This is a genomic window from Pontibacillus chungwhensis, assembly GCF_030166655.1.
Classification (GTDB): domain Bacteria; phylum Bacillota; class Bacilli; order Bacillales; family BH030062; genus Pontibacillus.
Window position 1 is genome coordinate 2,233,250 of the sequence record NZ_CP126446.1, and the last position, 14,542, is coordinate 2,247,791.

General features: G+C 39.0%; 18 protein-coding genes. 1 reads left to right on the forward strand and 17 read right to left on the reverse strand.

The window, feature by feature from the left end; translation table 11 throughout:
• Positions 1-111: 111 nt before the first annotated feature.
• The 15 genes from ndk to QNI29_RS11610 all read right to left on the reverse strand — a co-directional run bounded on the left by ndk (position 112) and on the right by QNI29_RS11610 (position 11,982).
• Entirely contained in the window at positions 112-558 is a 447-nt protein-coding gene (gene ndk / locus QNI29_RS11540) for a nucleoside-diphosphate kinase (RefSeq protein ID WP_231416649.1), read from the reverse strand.
• Between the two features lie 96 nt (positions 559-654).
• Positions 655-1,626, reverse strand: coding sequence for a heptaprenyl diphosphate synthase component II (gene hepT / locus QNI29_RS11545; protein ID WP_231416650.1), 972 nt, complete (start codon positions 1,624-1,626; stop codon positions 655-657).
• A gap of 24 nt (positions 1,627-1,650) precedes the next feature.
• Positions 1,651-2,364, reverse strand: a complete 714-nt coding sequence (locus QNI29_RS11550) for a demethylmenaquinone methyltransferase (protein ID WP_231416651.1) — start codon at positions 2,362-2,364, stop codon at positions 1,651-1,653.
• A gap of 3 nt (positions 2,365-2,367) precedes the next feature.
• Positions 2,368-3,171: a heptaprenyl diphosphate synthase component 1 gene (locus QNI29_RS11555; protein ID WP_255687317.1), complete on the reverse strand. Its 804-nt coding sequence runs from the start codon at positions 3,169-3,171 to the stop codon at positions 2,368-2,370.
• Between the two features lie 144 nt (positions 3,172-3,315).
• Entirely contained in the window at positions 3,316-3,546 is a 231-nt protein-coding gene (gene mtrB / locus QNI29_RS11560) for a trp RNA-binding attenuation protein MtrB (protein ID WP_231416654.1), read from the reverse strand.
• Positions 3,547-3,703: 157 nt separating this feature from the next.
• Positions 3,704-3,976: an HU family DNA-binding protein gene (locus QNI29_RS11565; protein ID WP_231416656.1), complete on the reverse strand. Its 273-nt coding sequence runs from the start codon at positions 3,974-3,976 to the stop codon at positions 3,704-3,706.
• A 387-nt stretch (positions 3,977-4,363) separates the two neighbouring features.
• Positions 4,364-5,842: a stage IV sporulation protein A gene (gene spoIVA / locus QNI29_RS11570; protein WP_231416658.1), complete on the reverse strand. Its 1,479-nt coding sequence runs from the start codon at positions 5,840-5,842 to the stop codon at positions 4,364-4,366.
• Positions 5,843-6,200: 358 nt separating this feature from the next.
• Positions 6,201-6,935, reverse strand: a complete 735-nt coding sequence (locus QNI29_RS11575; RefSeq protein WP_231416660.1) for a YphF family lipoprotein — start codon at positions 6,933-6,935, stop codon at positions 6,201-6,203.
• Between the two features lie 18 nt (positions 6,936-6,953).
• Positions 6,954-7,151 carry a DUF2768 domain-containing protein gene (locus QNI29_RS11580; RefSeq protein ID WP_231416661.1) on the reverse strand — a complete coding sequence of 66 codons (198 nt, stop codon included), beginning with the start codon at positions 7,149-7,151 and terminating at the stop codon, positions 6,954-6,956.
• Between the two features lie 246 nt (positions 7,152-7,397).
• Positions 7,398-7,652 (reverse strand): stage VI sporulation protein F, encoded by a 255-nt coding sequence (locus QNI29_RS11585; RefSeq protein ID WP_036779430.1) that lies wholly within the window; start codon positions 7,650-7,652, stop codon positions 7,398-7,400.
• A 76-nt stretch (positions 7,653-7,728) separates the two neighbouring features.
• A complete protein-coding gene (locus QNI29_RS11590; protein WP_231416663.1) occupies positions 7,729-8,757 on the reverse strand; it encodes an NAD(P)H-dependent glycerol-3-phosphate dehydrogenase in 1,029 nt (342 codons plus the stop codon).
• 15 nt (positions 8,758-8,772) lie between these two features.
• Positions 8,773-10,083, reverse strand: coding sequence for a ribosome biogenesis GTPase Der (gene der / locus QNI29_RS11595; protein WP_231416665.1), 1,311 nt, complete (start codon positions 10,081-10,083; stop codon positions 8,773-8,775).
• A gap of 218 nt (positions 10,084-10,301) precedes the next feature.
• Positions 10,302-10,487 carry a capping complex subunit for YIEGIA gene (locus QNI29_RS11600; RefSeq protein ID WP_231416667.1) on the reverse strand — a complete coding sequence of 62 codons (186 nt, stop codon included), beginning with the start codon at positions 10,485-10,487 and terminating at the stop codon, positions 10,302-10,304.
• Entirely contained in the window at positions 10,484-11,380 is an 897-nt protein-coding gene (locus tag QNI29_RS11605; protein ID WP_231416669.1) for a YIEGIA family protein, read from the reverse strand. Before QNI29_RS11605 ends, QNI29_RS11600 begins: the two co-directional genes overlap by 4 nt.
• The gene (locus QNI29_RS11610; protein WP_436663187.1) at positions 11,377-11,982 is read right to left on the reverse strand and encodes a YphA family membrane protein; all 606 of its coding nucleotides are present in this window, start codon (positions 11,980-11,982) and stop codon (positions 11,377-11,379) included. Before QNI29_RS11610 ends, QNI29_RS11605 begins: the two co-directional genes overlap by 4 nt.
• 104 nt (positions 11,983-12,086) lie before the next feature.
• Here QNI29_RS11610 and QNI29_RS11615 point away from each other — a divergent pair, with 104 nt between their 5' ends.
• Positions 12,087-12,221, forward strand: a complete 135-nt coding sequence (locus QNI29_RS11615) for a YpzI family protein (RefSeq protein ID WP_231416672.1) — start codon at positions 12,087-12,089, stop codon at positions 12,219-12,221.
• Positions 12,222-12,261: 40 nt separating this feature from the next.
• On the opposite strand, the gene fni is transcribed toward QNI29_RS11615, so the two are convergent.
• Positions 12,262-13,299: a type 2 isopentenyl-diphosphate Delta-isomerase gene (gene fni, locus QNI29_RS11620; RefSeq protein ID WP_354665942.1), complete on the reverse strand. Its 1,038-nt coding sequence runs from the start codon at positions 13,297-13,299 to the stop codon at positions 12,262-12,264.
• A 15-nt stretch (positions 13,300-13,314) separates the two neighbouring features.
• Complete coding sequence (gene rpsA, locus QNI29_RS11625) at positions 13,315-14,451, reverse strand: 30S ribosomal protein S1 (RefSeq protein WP_231416676.1); 1,137 nt, start codon at positions 14,449-14,451, stop codon at positions 13,315-13,317.
• Positions 14,452-14,542 lie beyond the last annotated feature (91 nt).

The following is a 14,542-nucleotide window of genomic DNA, read 5'->3' on the forward strand; positions in this document are numbered from 1 at the left end:
GCCGCTGCTACTAGTAAACACATTCTTTCAGTCATCCCTAAAAGGAATAAAAAAAGGCGCAACCTTAGGTGGTTACGCCCTTTTTAATCATACTTTCATCGACCGATAATTCTAATAAAGCCAGTTCTGATCGTTCTTTTCATAAGAAACAAGTTCTTGATCCTTAAAGAAAAGACCAATCTCGCGCTGAGCGCTCTCCGGAGAGTCAGAACCGTGTATAACATTCTTGCCTACTGTAAGACCAAAGTCTCCTCTTACAGTACCTGGCAAGGCTTCTGATGGATTTGTTTTCCCCATCATTTGACGAGACGTCGCGATTACGTTTTCACCTTCCCATACCATTGCAAAAACAGGACCAGATGTGATGAATTCGACCAACTCACCAAAGAAAGGCTTTTCTTTGTGCTCGCCATAATGTTCCTCTGCTAGACTTGAAGGAATTTGCATTAGCTTCCCACCAGCTAATTTAAATCCTTTTCTTTCAAATCTACTTACAATGTCCCCGATTAAATTTCTTTGAACTCCGTCTGGTTTGACCATAATGAACGTTTTTTCCATTTTCTCCACCTCTTAGTTATGTAGAATTATGAAAGCGTTTAAATGTTTAACCAGATGAAATTCTATCAAATTTTCGGAAAAGTAGCAAACGTTTTCTTATGATTTACGTTTTCCTATGTATTTGGCAATTTTCATAAGGGTTTGTTTCTCTTTTTGATTGGGAAGGATATCTAGCGCCTCATATGCTTTGTTGAGGTAACGTTCACTTAAAGCAAACGACTGGTCAATCGCTCCAGATTCTTTAATTTTCTCGATTACCCATGCCATATCAGTCTTTGTAACCTCTTCTTTTTGGAATAAGCTTTGTACTTCTTGCTTAAACCTTTCATCTTGATCCATCGCATAAAGAACGGGGAGTGTAATATTCCCTTGCATTAAGTCGCTCCCTGCAGGCTTCCCTAATTCCTTTTCTGTCGCTGTAAAATCTAATACATCGTCGATGATCTGATAAGACATGCCTACATAATAGCCATACTTAAATAAAGCTCTTTCAACTTTTTCGTCAGCTCCAGCTGCTACTGCACCAAGGCGACAGCTTACAGCAATTAAAAGAGCTGTTTTTCTTTTAATTCTACGTAGATAAGTACGGAGGTTTTGATCCCAATCAAATTTATCTTTAATTTGCTCTATTTCACCCACACAGACCTCTACAATTGTTTTGGATAGGATTTGATGGGCTTTAGCGTCTTCTAAAGTCGATAAGCTCTCAATTGCTCTGGCAAAGATATAGTCTCCTGTATACATTGCCACACGATTGTCCCATTTAGCTTTAATTGTCTGCTCGCCCCGTCTGAGCTCAGCGTCATCAATCACATCATCATGAACAAGTGATGCCATATGAATAAGCTCTAGCGCTACTGCTACATGCTTAATTCTCTCGATATCATAATGACCAAACTTAGCTGCTAATAAAACAAAAACAGGACGGATACGTTTTCCTCCTGCTTGTAACAATTGGGTAGAAGCTTCTCTTAAGATGCTATGATCAGCTTGAATTGTCGTGTTGAGAGACTTTTCTATTTTATCAATATCTTGTTTTAAGTGTGGATAGATCATCGCTAATTTCATCGGAGTCACCTTTATATCATTTTCTTACTTCAATGGTTTTGTTCCAAGATGCATGGCAGCTACGCCACCAGTGTATCCTTTAACTTCAACATCTTTCAATCCTGCTTGTTCGAACAAACGCTTTAACTCTACTCTTCCTGGAAAGTCCTTTGCAGATTCATGGAGCCAAGCATATTCGTTATAGCTTTTAGCAAATAAACGACCAAGAACTGGCATGATATATTGGAAGTAGAAGTAGTAAGCTTGCCTAAATCCAAACGCAGTAGGCTGAGAAGTCTCAAGACAGACTACAATACCTCCTGGTTTAACAACTCGAGTCATTTCTTTAAGGACTTGCAAATAGTCTGGAACATTTCGCAATCCAAACCCGATTGTTGCATAATCAAAGCTATTATCTTCATATGGAAGTTCCATAGCATCTCCATGAATAAAATCTACGTAATCAAGATTAAGATCATTTTTCTTTTCTTTGCCTACACTAAGCATATTCTGGCTAAAATCAAGACCTACGACTTTACCTGATTCCTTTACTTTATCAGCAAGAGCAATGGTCCAGTCTCCTGTTCCGCAGCAAACATCGATAGCTGTTTCTCCCTTTTGAACATTCATACGACTCATAACATCTTTACGCCAAGCTTTATGACGCTGAAACGATATGATGGAATTCATAACGTCATATCGATTATAGATTTTTTCAAATACATGATGAACACGTTGTGATTTTGTTTGTTGGTCCATTGATTACCCTTCCTCCACAGCTTGATGTTTCAGATAAAATGAATGATAGATATGATGTTGGAGGTACGTTTTAAGTGAACTGAAGCTCCCTGGCAACTGTGCTAAAGACTGCTCAACTGAAACCATTTGCTTCTTCATATATTTTTCTATCGTTCGGAGAGCTTGTGCACCGTTTTGGTGAACGAGCGTGCTTTTAATTAACAATTCAATTAAAGGGGAGTTCTCACGCTTACGAAAACGACGGTCTTCATCTTGTAATCGTTTGGCTAATAACCAATCCCCCGCCACCTCATTCATCACAGGTTGATTTACAAATTCCGCTACCCGTTGAATCAATAATGATTCGACTTGTTTTAAAGCATCCATTACTTGAGCTATCGATGGAAAATCCTGATTGTAAATCTTCATTTTTAATTCATTAATTTCTTTAATAGCAGAAGCTAGTGTATGAATCATTGGTAAATCCTCAATTTTAGACAAAAGGTAATAGTACAGCCCACTGTAATAGTCTCCAGCTAATACGGTCAACTGTCGACTCTTTGTTACATGGTCTTCTTCATTCGTTTTGGATGAATTCACAAGTTCATGCGTATCTAGAGCTATTTGTACTAGCATCGTTGAGATTATATATTGTTTCTGTTTATCTTCACTAAGGTCTGTATCTTTTAGTAAAGACGTAAGAAACATTAGTTTATCTTCACAAATTACGGGTTCAGGTATAAATTTGGCTAAATAAGGATGTTGGATTTGATGTTCAATACTAGTTCTTAAATGTTCGATATTCACGTTTGTATTCTTCACTGACATCACCCAAAGCCTTTCGTGCCGTATCTCGGCTTACTGTCGTCTATTATAGCATATCCGGTCGGATCAACACATTTTTGAATAACTATAGTGTGCCCATTATTTAAAAATGATTATATGTATAAAAGAAAAAGCAGAGCGTTCAGGTCACTCTGCCTCGGAATTCATCTCGCCGTGACTTGTTTGAATCTGTGCTTTTCCCCTTACTTTAACCGCCGAGGTATGCTCTGTAAACTGGGCTATCATGACTTCTCCGGTATCAAGCTTCTCTGAGTGATGGAATCGAGTATCAGTACCTCTGGTAAGGCCAATCACATTCACTCCATCTTCAAGAGCCTTTATTACAAAAAAATCTCCGCTAGACTTTTGGTTGCTCATCTCAATCCTCCTAGAGCTAATCTTTATTTAATATCTCTTAAATTGCCATGTGTGTCAATTCATTAACACTGTTAAGGAACAGCTTTTCCTACATAAATGTGAAAATAAGGCTGACCCATAACTTGAGTCAGCCTTACTCATTATGCCCTTTATGTAATTACTTAACGGAATCCTTAAGGGCTTTACCTGGTTTGAATGCTGGTACTTTGCTAGCAGAAATTTCGATTTCTTTACCAGTTTGTGGGTTACGACCTTTACGAGCCGCACGTTCACGTACTTCAAAGTTACCAAAACCAATTAGTTGTACTTTATCACCGTCTTTAAGTGTTTCAGTGATTGAATCAAAAACTGCATCTACAGCTTTTGTAGCATCTTTTTTAGAAAGATCACTTTTCTCTGCAACTGCATTGATTAGATCTGTCTTGTTCATGCTATTCACCTCCTCCCAGGAAATGGTTACGCATCATTTTGTGCCAAGATCGTAACATGATGTTACATACATTTGTGCACAATTTTTTAACGTTTTATACGTGTGTGCATCAAGAAAACTTGATGACAAGCCTTATATTAAACGATGATGCGAGTGATTTCAATAAAAACAACAAACTTTCTTCAACAAAAAGGCTGATACATCAAGTCTTCGAGCCCATTTTCTCCCTTCCACCTTGTTTTTTCTGAATTATTAAACAAAACCCAAAACCCTTGATATGAAAGGGTTTTGGGCATATGGATAAGATTTCTATTTTACATGTATTAGGGAAATGAAATCCCTCTAAAAAATTTCTTAAAAAAAATAAAAAAAGCGGTGGTTAACCGCTTATAAAATGATGGCAATAAGCCCTCCACTGCCCTCATTGATGATTCTTTCGAGGGTTTCTTTAAGTTTATATCGAGCATTCTCTGGCATTAAAGCAAGCTTCGCACCAATACCTTCCCTCACAATAGAACTTAGTGAACGCCCGAATATATCAGAGTTCCAAATGGATAGTGGGTCTTCTTCAAAGTCCTGCATCAGGTACCGAACAAGTTCTTCACTTTGCTTCTCGGTTCCAATAATAGGGGCGAATTCAGACTCAACATCTACCTTCACCATATGAATAGATGGAGCTACAGCCTTAAGACGAACGCCAAACCTTGATCCTTGACGTATAATTTCCGGTTCATCTAAGAACATGTCTTCAAGGGCTGGCGCTGCAATACCATATCCTGTTTGTTTTACCATCTGAAGGGCTTCAGACACCTGATCATACTCACGTTTTGCATGGGCAAAATCTTGCATAAGCTGAAGCAAATGGTCTTTCCCTCTAATTTCTTCTCCTACAATCTCTTTTAGAACTTGATCGTACAAATAGTCAGGAGCTTGGAGATCTATCTCAGCCACTCCTTCTCCCATTTCCATACCAGCTAACTGTGCTTTATCAATGTAGTCGTAGTCTGAGAACTGTCCGACTACTCGGTCCACGTCTCTTAATCTTTTAATGTCTTTCACAGTATCTTGAATCGCATCTTGGTAGTTTTTGCGAAGCCAATGACCTTCGTTTAAAACCATAACCCAGCTTGGTAAATTCACATTAACTTCAAGGACAGGGAATTCATATAATGCTTCTCGAAGCACATTATAAACATCACTTTCTCTCATGCCTTCCACACTCATTGATATCACAGGAATATCATATTTCTCTTGAAGTTTTTGTCTTAATACCTCTGTATCTTGGTGGTGTGGGCGAACAGAGTTAATAATCATAATAAATGGTTTTCCTACTTCTCTTAATTCTTCCACAACACGTTCTTCCGCTTCAACATAGTCTGCTCTTGGAATCTCACCAATTGTCCCATCTGTTGTTACAACTACACCGATTGTGGAATGTTCTGTAATAACTTTTCTTGTTCCAATTTCAGCAGCATCGTGAAATGGAATGGGTTCTTCATACCAAGGGGTATTAATCATTCTTGGTCCATTCTCATCTTCATAACCTTTAGCACCATCAACCGTATATCCAACACAATCTACAACTCTAAAATTAACATCTAAGCCATCGTCCACATGTACTTGAACGGCCTGATTTGGTACAAACTTCGGCTCCGTTGTCATGATCGTCTTACCTGCTGCAGATTGAGGAAGTTCATCCTGAGCTCTTGCACGTTCACCTTCATCTTGGATGTTTGGAAGGACAACAAGCTCCATAAACTTTTTGATAAATGTGGATTTCCCTGTTCTCACCGCTCCTACAACACCTAAATAAATATCTCCATCTGTCCGTTTAGAAATATCTTTAAAAACATCAACTCTTTCCAAGTGATCCCCTCCCGATCCATTTACTTCGCTTGGACAAACAAATGATGATTGCTAACGAATCTTTGCATTACAAGTCTATGATGTTGTCCTACTGTTTTATGACTTGTTTTTAAAACCTCTTCTATAGAATCTAGTCCAGCCAAAGGTTAATCCCTTTTGACCTACTACTATTGTTACTATATAAAAACGGAAGGATGATTATGCTATAGTTTTAAAGCTAAGCAAAAATTTTACGGTATTTTTGATCAGATATTTTATAGATTATGATCCCAGCAGAGGATGAGTCGGAGAAGTTGCCAAGTCATTCAACATTAGGAACACAAAAAAACCTTTCAACCAAGTTGAAAGGTCTCATTTCTTAAGATGGATTGTTTATGTCGACACCATTAAAGACTGGTTCTCCATTTTTAACAGTATATGGAAGGGAATGGGACGGCACGATAGGAGAATCTTGTACAAGTAAGTATCGAATATCGTCACCACTTGAGAAAGAGTGATCGTTCTCCTGTAAAGCTTGGTAGAGTTCTTGTCGATAGTCTAAATATATTTTTCCTTTTGCATCCATTACTACGGGAAGTTGAGTTTCAGAATACGGACTTTTTATAGTAGGGTTTTGTTTTAATCCAATCTTTTCATAATCAATTTTATAAACATCTTTTGCAATCCGTTCTCCGTAAGGGGCATACTGATGCTCATTTCTATACGCTGTGATACGATTATTAATTTTTTGTAGTTCTTGCGTTGCTCTTAAATCCATCACTTTCACAGTCGGATCTTCTTCGGCATAAATGATGACATATTGATAAACGCCTCCGCGTTCAAACGAATTACCTGGAGCTTCTGAGATAAGATTTTCTTCTCGCAAGCGTTTATAGTCAATGGGATACTTTTGAAAAATATTCGTATCTTGGTCTCTCGTCTTAATTGGTAATGCGTAAGGGTTGTTCTTCTTAAATTCATCCACAGCTGCTTGGAGAGACTCTAGTTGAACTTGGTTTGGTGTTTGGTTCTTAGAAAGACGATCGTCCGGATATAAACAACCAGTTAAAATGAACGCTGCCAGCAAGAGCACCGCCATTTTCTTTATGTACATACTTCATACCTCCACTTCTTAAGATGTAGGTCCACTAAAGACGATATAAAATATAATGAGTCCTGCTACTATCATAAATATGTATGCTAAAAATGCAGTGATTCCACTTAAAATCCCCTTTAACTTATGACGACTAAGTAAAATCAAGCCAATGGAGAGGAACATAAATATAATACCAGCAAAAGAAATATACATATTTAACATCGATTTTGACAACGAATTCAACTCCTTTTGCATGTGTCAACTTTCACGAAATTTATTATACCACAACTTACAAGCTTACCATATGCTAGCAAGAAACCCTTTTCATTCTTTTATACACCAAAAAACCGAGGTGAATGGGGCGAGTTCACCTCGGTTTGACTAAATAGTACCCTTTACATACAACCCTAGTTGAAATCCTGCTGCGTTTTATAGTATGCAATCATTCATGTATTGGTATCCTCAAGTGCCTATTTGTGACTATTTTTTAAACATTTGATTTAATTGGTTCATATCCATGTTATTGTTCGTAATAGCTTTAACAATTTTGTCTTCTTTTTCTTTAGAGACAGGCTTGCCCGCCATTTTAGATAACTGCTTCACAAGATTACGAACAGTTTTCTCATCTTTAAAGTTTGCATTCTTTACAGAATCAGCAACTTTCATAATTTCATCCGGAGAGATGTTGGCTTTATTTTGAAGATGCTCAAATGCTTTCTTTTGAAATCCGCTCACGTAACTTCCTCCTTATAATAAACTTTCAAACACAGTATATGCGAAGGAAGTGTAAGCGTGATGTATTCATAAGAAATTAATCACCTAACACATTTGATAAGTCTTCCATTTCGTGTCGACGTCCTCTTGTCATTAATTGATCGACAACATCTTTAGCCTCAGCATCTTGGAATAGAATTTGCTCAATTCCAGCTGTAATTGGCATTTCAACACCTTGCTGCTGAGATAGTTTATAAGCCGCATTTGTTGTACGAACGCCTTCAACAACCATTCCCATGTGCTCTAATACATCATCAAGATCTTTACCTTGACCTAATAAATATCCAGCACGGTAATTACGACTATGCTGGCTCGTACAGGTTACAATAAGATCCCCAACCCCTGTTAAACCTGCGAAAGTTAAAGGACTTGATCCCATAGATGTGCCTAGACGCGCTATTTCAGCAAGCCCTCTTGTTATAAGGGCAGCTTTTGCATTATCGCCGTACCCTAATCCATCTGAGATTCCTGCACCTAAAGCAATAATATTCTTTAGTGCTCCTCCCAACTCAACTCCAACTACATCCGGATTTGTGTATACACGAAAGTTCTCGTTTATAAATAAATCTTGTGCTAATTCGGCTGTTTTCATGGTTTCAGAGGAAACCGTTACAGTAGTTGGCTGTCGTAGCCCCACTTCCTCAGCATGAGATGGACCACTAAGAACAACGACATCATCATAGTATTCCCCGCTCATCTCTTCTGTGATCATTTCAGAGACCCGCTTTAGAGAATCTGGATCAATTCCCTTAGTAGCATGAATAAGCGTTACTTTATGATCAAGAACGGATTGTAACTGTTGACAAACGTCCCTGATCGCTTTAGTAGGAACGACCATTACAACAGCAGTAACGTCTTTAACAGCTTCCTTTAAGTCGGTATAAGCCACAATGGATTCAGGTAAGGTGACTTCTTGCAAGTAGTTCTTATTCTGGTGTAAGTCGTTTATTTCATTGGCCTGCTCCGGGCGATGAGTCCATAAACGAACATCATGGTGGTTATCGGCTAACACAATGGACAAGGCTGTTCCCCAACTGCCTGCACCTAATACGGCTACATTTGCCATGCCTTCACTCTCCCCTTATTTTCGTCTACGTGCATAAATCTTAACCGGCGTACCTTCAAAACCAAACGCATCACGAATTCGGTTCTCTAAGAAACGTTCATATGAGAAGTGCAATAGATCCGGATCATTTACAAATACCACAAAAGTTGGCGGTGATACTGCTACTTGAGACATGTAAAAGACTTTTAATTTCTGCCCCTTTAAGGAAGGTGCCGGATTCATTGCTAAAGCATCCATGATTACTTCATTCAGCACATTAGTCTGTACGCGTTTGGTGTGATTCTCACTAGCTTGTAAAATACTAGGTAATAAAGTATGGACACGCTTTTTTGTTTTAGCAGATAAGAAGACGATAGGTGCATAATCAAGGAACTGAAATTCCTGACGCACTTTATCCTCAAATTTCTTCATCGTTTTATCGTCACGCTCGACGGCATCCCATTTATTTACCACAATGACAACAGCTTTACCTGCTTCATGGGCATAACCAGCAATGCGTTTGTCCTGCTCGATAATTCCAGATTCGCCATCTAGAACTACAAGGACTACATCGGAGCGCTCAATTGCTTTGAGGGCTCTCATTACACTATACTTTTCAGTCGTTTCATACACTTTACCGCGCTTACGCATTCCCGCCGTATCGATGATGATATAATCGCGATCATCCTTTGTAAAGGATGTGTCAATTGCATCTCTTGTTGTTCCTTCGATGTCGCTTACGATGACGCGTTCCTCACCTAGCATTGTGTTGACAAGAGAAGACTTTCCTACATTCGGTCGGCCGATTAAGCTGAACCGAATTGTATCATCATCTTCATCTTCCTCTACACGTTCAGGGAAATGATTAACAACTTCATCAAGCATGTCTCCAAGCCCAAGTCCGTGTGTACCAGAGATTGGATATGGCTCACCGAATCCTAAAGAATAGAATTCATAAATCTTTTCTCTCATCTCAGGATTATCAATTTTATTAACAGCAAGCACTACAGGCTTATTAGATTTATAAAGTAGCTTAGCTACCTCTTCATCTGCCCCTGTAATTCCATCACGGCCATTTACCATAAAGACAATAACATCAGCTTCATCAATTGCAACCTCAGCTTGTCCTCTCATTTTGACTAGTAAAGGCTCGTCTCCTTGCTCTATTCCACCTGTATCAATTATATTAAACGTGGTATTTAACCATTCTGCTTCTGCATAAATACGGTCTCGTGTTACACCAGGCGTATCTTCAACAATCGAAATACGCTCTCCAACTAATCGGTTAAAAATGGTGGATTTCCCAACATTCGGTCTACCGACTACAGCTACTACAGATTTTCGCATGAAAGGTTCACCCTTTCTTATCATATTCTTATTTTTACAATGTCTTTCTTAAACGCGTTTCACGCTTAACGCTCTTTGAAATTCGACGATTGCAAATGAAGAAGCAAACCCCTCTTGTCAAGTAAGAAGGGTTTACTCTTAACTTTTTCATTTTAGCAGAAGGATTTGAAACTAACAATCCTTTTCTAGCACAATTAGAGCACCTTCCGAGCACTTCATTAATGTTTAACGATAATATAGAGCTCGTCACTCAATGCATGAGAGATGCCATCCAGTATCGCTTCAAGGTTTGCGGCCACTTTATCCATTTCTTCCTTAGAATCACAAATAAAGATTGGAGCACCTCCATCGACTTTATCACGACTCGTCGTAATGGCTGCGAGCACCATTTTTTCGACTTTCATTGAAGATCTCCCTCCTCTTTATTGGCTTTAGATTCTGACGGCATCCGTATAGCATTTTCAAGCACAGGAACAGCTCCAATAATTTTTACTGCTTTTTCTTTATCCCTCTCTTGTGGTAAAACAAAAACTCCGATTCGGCCATCGTCCAGATCCCTCTTAATTAACGGAACCAGTGCCGGTGTACCACTGTCTCTGAAAACGCCCATTGAAATGGAGATATCGTGTAGAATGGCTTGTCGTTGGCCAAGATTCGCTATAGTGGATCGAACATTAAAGTTTTTAGGTGTTAACACGAACCCCATCCCGTACTCACCAATTTCCTTTTGCCTCTGAGGAAGACCAATGTTCATGATATAAATATTATCAACATACAACCCTGCACCCTCAAAATGAGGGTCTACATATTCGATATCTACTATATCCTTTAATGTCTTCCCACTCATGAATTTGCGAACGATGAAATAACAAATCAGAGAAACAAAAAGAGCTACCCATATGTTCCATACAAGGAAGCTAAGCGTTGCTAATAAAGAAGTAAAGATGACGAGGTAGTTCCTGGCTTCAAAAGCAATGGCAATTCCTTCTATATATGTATTTCCCCTCGGGACCAATTCATAAGAATCTAATTCAGTCAATGTATTCCTCTCCATATTTCTCACTTCCCTAAACTGAGAAGCTGCAATCGTTAAAAACGTTACTGCAGTAAATTCCATTTCCATAATAGCAGGTACAGCAATAGTCCCAAGAGATGCTGCAATAAACCCGAGTGAAATGTGTATGACTTTCCCATGTAAATAAGTAGGGTATTGACGATAATCTGCACGTAACATCACGAGTCGAACTCCCACTCCAATAATTAACCCAAATATAATGGGATAAGTATATTCATTCATGAACGAAATCCCGCCTTTCTTCTCACACGATTCAATACTGCCTGTTCAAATGTTCTTGCAACCGAAGCCACCGCAGAGTTCAACATTACGATCACAGAAACAAGACTAAGCACATCCAAATAACCTGCATCTCCAATGGGGGCACTGACATTGTATCCCATCACAACCATAGAATAGATAAACTCTCCAAACACTGAACCAAACCCCCAAATAGCTAACCGGACCATCATGGACTCCACTAAAAAATAAAGGAGTATATAACATAACAGCGACAATAGAATTAATCTTGGCATCACTACCCATACAGGCACAACAGTCTCCCATAAAAGCATACCTGCATATCCAATACTAACGATTATAGAAGCAAAGGTTGGATAAACCACTTTCTTCCTATTAATCAGAATAGCTATGCAAACGCAAGTAATAATGATGGCAGTTAGACTGAAACGGAAATGAAAAATGGCTACAGACTCATTAGAACTAATAATTAAGACCAATAGAAATAAACCAGCAAGAAAACGTTCCCGTGTCTTAGCCATAAGGAATGTAACCACCACCCAAACGCACCAGCTTACAAAATAAAAGATCAGCCCTTCTCCCATGACTTCCACCTTCCCTCCTTTCATTATGGGTCATTTGCATGATTTCTAATCATGCATAACTCTTCTGCAAGGGAAAATACTACATTCCAAGAGGAGGTGTTTTCATGGGTAAAGACCGTCAGCAAAAGAAGCTAAAGAAAGAAAAACGTGTTGAAAGTGATCGGGACACAGAGACTCATCCGAAGGGCAGTACGTACTTAGATACACCAGAACAAGCAAGAAAAGATCAAAAGCTATAAAAAAACCCATTGCCCTATAGGGCAATGGGTCATGATTTTATTAAAATGTTGTAATCCTTTGTTCGAGCCATGTCTTCGTAGAACCGGTATAAATATGAGGTTTTCCATCCAATTGATACGTTTCTTTTGCTCCTAGTAGCATCATGGCAATCCTAAACTCCTCATGAACGTGATCCACTTTTTTAATTAGTGTTTCTAGATCATCTTTCATTAGAGTTCTAAGAAGCTGGCCTGCCATACCAAAGGCATTTGCGCCTAAAACGAATGACTTCGCACCATCTAAACCATTACGCATTCCTCCAGAAGCAATTACATTACATTCAGGAAATACACTTTTTACCTCTTTAATAGAAGTAACCGTTGGAATTCCCCAACCATTATACGATTCAAGAGGTTGTTTCCTACGTTTATTCTCCACATTTGAGAAATTAGTTCCGCCTTTACCGCCTACATCTATATACGAAACACCAATTTCCTTCAATTGACGCGTGGTTTCTTGAGAAATACCAAATCCGACTTCTTTTAATATGACAGGGACCCCGACCGATTTAACGATTTCCTCAATTTGTTGTAAGCGGGTAGTAAAGTCACGGTCTCCTTCAGGCATGATGAGTTCCTGCAATACATTCAAGTGAATTTGCAATGCATTGGCTTCTAACATATCTACAGCACGCTTCGCTTGTTCAAGCGTTGCTTCACTGCCCACATTAGCAAACACAATCCCATCTGGATTTTCTTCTCTCACAACTTGATAACTTTTCATTTCACGTTCATCTTTAAGGGCAGACATCTGTGAGCCTACGGCAAGTGCAATTCCCGTCTCCTTTGCAGCAATAGCAAGGTCTCGGTTAATCGCCTCCGTTTTCTCTCCGCCACCTCCTGTCATCGCATTGACAAAAAGAGGCGAACTTAGAGTAAGTTCGCCTAATTGAGTCTGCAATGAGATATCATCCCAATGGATATCTGTTAGACTTTGATGGATAATTTCCATCTCATCAAAGCTATTAATCCCCAGATCTTCACGAGATAGGGCATGTCTGATATGCTCTAATTTTCTTTTTGATCGACTCAATAACATCACCGAATTTTTAGTTTATTTTAGTTTGTTTAGTTTATCTCCGATAAAGTCCCCTAATTGGAAACCACCGTCATCATCTTTTGTATACTGTTCTACTTCTTGACGATCTTGATCAGCTTCGATTTCTTTAATGCTAAGGGAAATACGTTTTTCATCTTCATTTACGTCTAGCACCTTCACTTTTACATCTTGGCCTTCTTCAAGAACCTCTTGTGGTGTACCAATATGGTGCTTAGATATTTGAGAAATATGCACTAGCCCCTCTACACCAGGAAGAAGCTCAACGAATGCACCAAAGTTTACTAAGCGGCGCACTTTGCCTTCAAGAATGTCACCAGGTCTAATTTTTTCTCCAACCTGATCCCACGGTCCTGGAAGAGTATCTTTAAGGGACAGTGAAATTCTTTCATTATCACGGTCTACAGAAAGAACACGTACTTGGATTTGTTGTCCTTCTTCAACGACATCGGAAGCTTTATCCACGTGTTCATGGGCAAGTTGAGAGATATGGACAAGGCCATCCACTCCACCAATATCAACGAAAGCTCCGAAATCTGTAAGTCTCTGAACAGTACCGTCTAATACTTGACCTGCTTCAAGGTCCTGAAGTAAAGCATGCTTGCGTGCGTCGTTTTCATCTTCGACTACAGCACTATGAGAAAGGATTACGCGGTTTTGTTCTCGATCAAGCTCAATTACTTTAAGGGCAAGAGTTTTGCCTTTGTAATCATTAAAGTCTTCCACGTAATAAGTTTCAACAAGAGAAGCAGGAATAAATCCTCGAAGACCTACATCAACTACAAGTCCACCTTTTACGATGTCTTTAACTTCAGCTTCGAATATTTCTCCACTTTCTAATTTTGCTTCAAGGTCTTCCCAAGCTGATTCAGCATCTACCGCACGCTTAGATAAGACAATTTCTTCATCATCCATTTTCTTCACTTTTAGCGTTAACTCGTCACCTTCTGATACCACATCAGAGGCTTTCTCTACATGTAAACTAGAAAGCTCACTAATGGGAACGATGCCTTCAACTTTGTAACCGATATCGACAAGAACTTGCTTGTCCTCTACTTTTACAACCTTACCTGTGAGTACATCGCCGACTGAAACGTTCGGCATTTCTGACATTTCTTGGTTCATTTCATCCATTAAAAAGACCTCCTTCAGTTCCGCCACAACCAACCATTAATTAATCCTTGGTTCTAACTTCTAATATTTGAAGCTTTTTGTCAAGTGAAAG

What these genes read in the sequence shown, in the direction of transcription:
- ndk (WP_231416649.1), bottom strand. Translation starts at nt 558, where the DNA reads ATGGAAAAAACGTTCATTATGGTCAAACCAGACGGAGTTCAAAGAAAT.
- hepT (WP_231416650.1), bottom strand. Translation starts at nt 1,626, where the DNA reads ATGAAATTAGCGATGATCTATCCACACTTAAAACAAGATATTGATAAA.
- QNI29_RS11550 (WP_231416651.1), bottom strand. Translation starts at nt 2,364, where the DNA reads ATGGACCAACAAACAAAATCACAACGTGTTCATCATGTATTTGAAAAA.
- QNI29_RS11555 (WP_255687317.1), bottom strand. Translation starts at nt 3,171, where the DNA reads ATGTCAGTGAAGAATACAAACGTGAATATCGAACATTTAAGAACTAGT.
- mtrB (WP_231416654.1), bottom strand. Translation starts at nt 3,546, where the DNA reads ATGAGCAACCAAAAGTCTAGCGGAGATTTTTTTGTAATAAAGGCTCTT.
- QNI29_RS11565 (WP_231416656.1), bottom strand. Translation starts at nt 3,976, where the DNA reads ATGAACAAGACAGATCTAATCAATGCAGTTGCAGAGAAAAGTGATCTT.
- QNI29_RS11575 (WP_231416660.1), bottom strand. Translation starts at nt 6,935, where the DNA reads ATGTACATAAAGAAAATGGCGGTGCTCTTGCTGGCAGCGTTCATTTTA.
- QNI29_RS11590 (WP_231416663.1), bottom strand. Translation starts at nt 8,757, where the DNA reads ATGGCAAATGTAGCCGTATTAGGTGCAGGCAGTTGGGGAACAGCCTTG.
- der (WP_231416665.1), bottom strand. Translation starts at nt 10,083, where the DNA reads ATGCGAAAATCTGTAGTAGCTGTAGTCGGTAGACCGAATGTTGGGAAA.
- QNI29_RS11600 (WP_231416667.1), bottom strand. Translation starts at nt 10,487, where the DNA reads ATGAAAGTCGAAAAAATGGTGCTCGCAGCCATTACGACGAGTCGTGAT.
- QNI29_RS11605 (WP_231416669.1), bottom strand. Translation starts at nt 11,380, where the DNA reads ATGAATGAATATACTTATCCCATTATATTTGGGTTAATTATTGGAGTG.
- QNI29_RS11610 (WP_436663187.1), bottom strand. Translation starts at nt 11,982, where the DNA reads ATGGGAGAAGGGCTGATCTTTTATTTTGTAAGCTGGTGCGTTTGGGTG.
- QNI29_RS11615 (WP_231416672.1), top strand. Translation starts at nt 12,087, where the DNA reads ATGGGTAAAGACCGTCAGCAAAAGAAGCTAAAGAAAGAAAAACGTGTT.
- fni (WP_354665942.1), bottom strand. Translation starts at nt 13,299, where the DNA reads ATGTTATTGAGTCGATCAAAAAGAAAATTAGAGCATATCAGACATGCC.
- rpsA (WP_231416676.1), bottom strand. Translation starts at nt 14,451, where the DNA reads ATGGATGAAATGAACCAAGAAATGTCAGAAATGCCGAACGTTTCAGTC.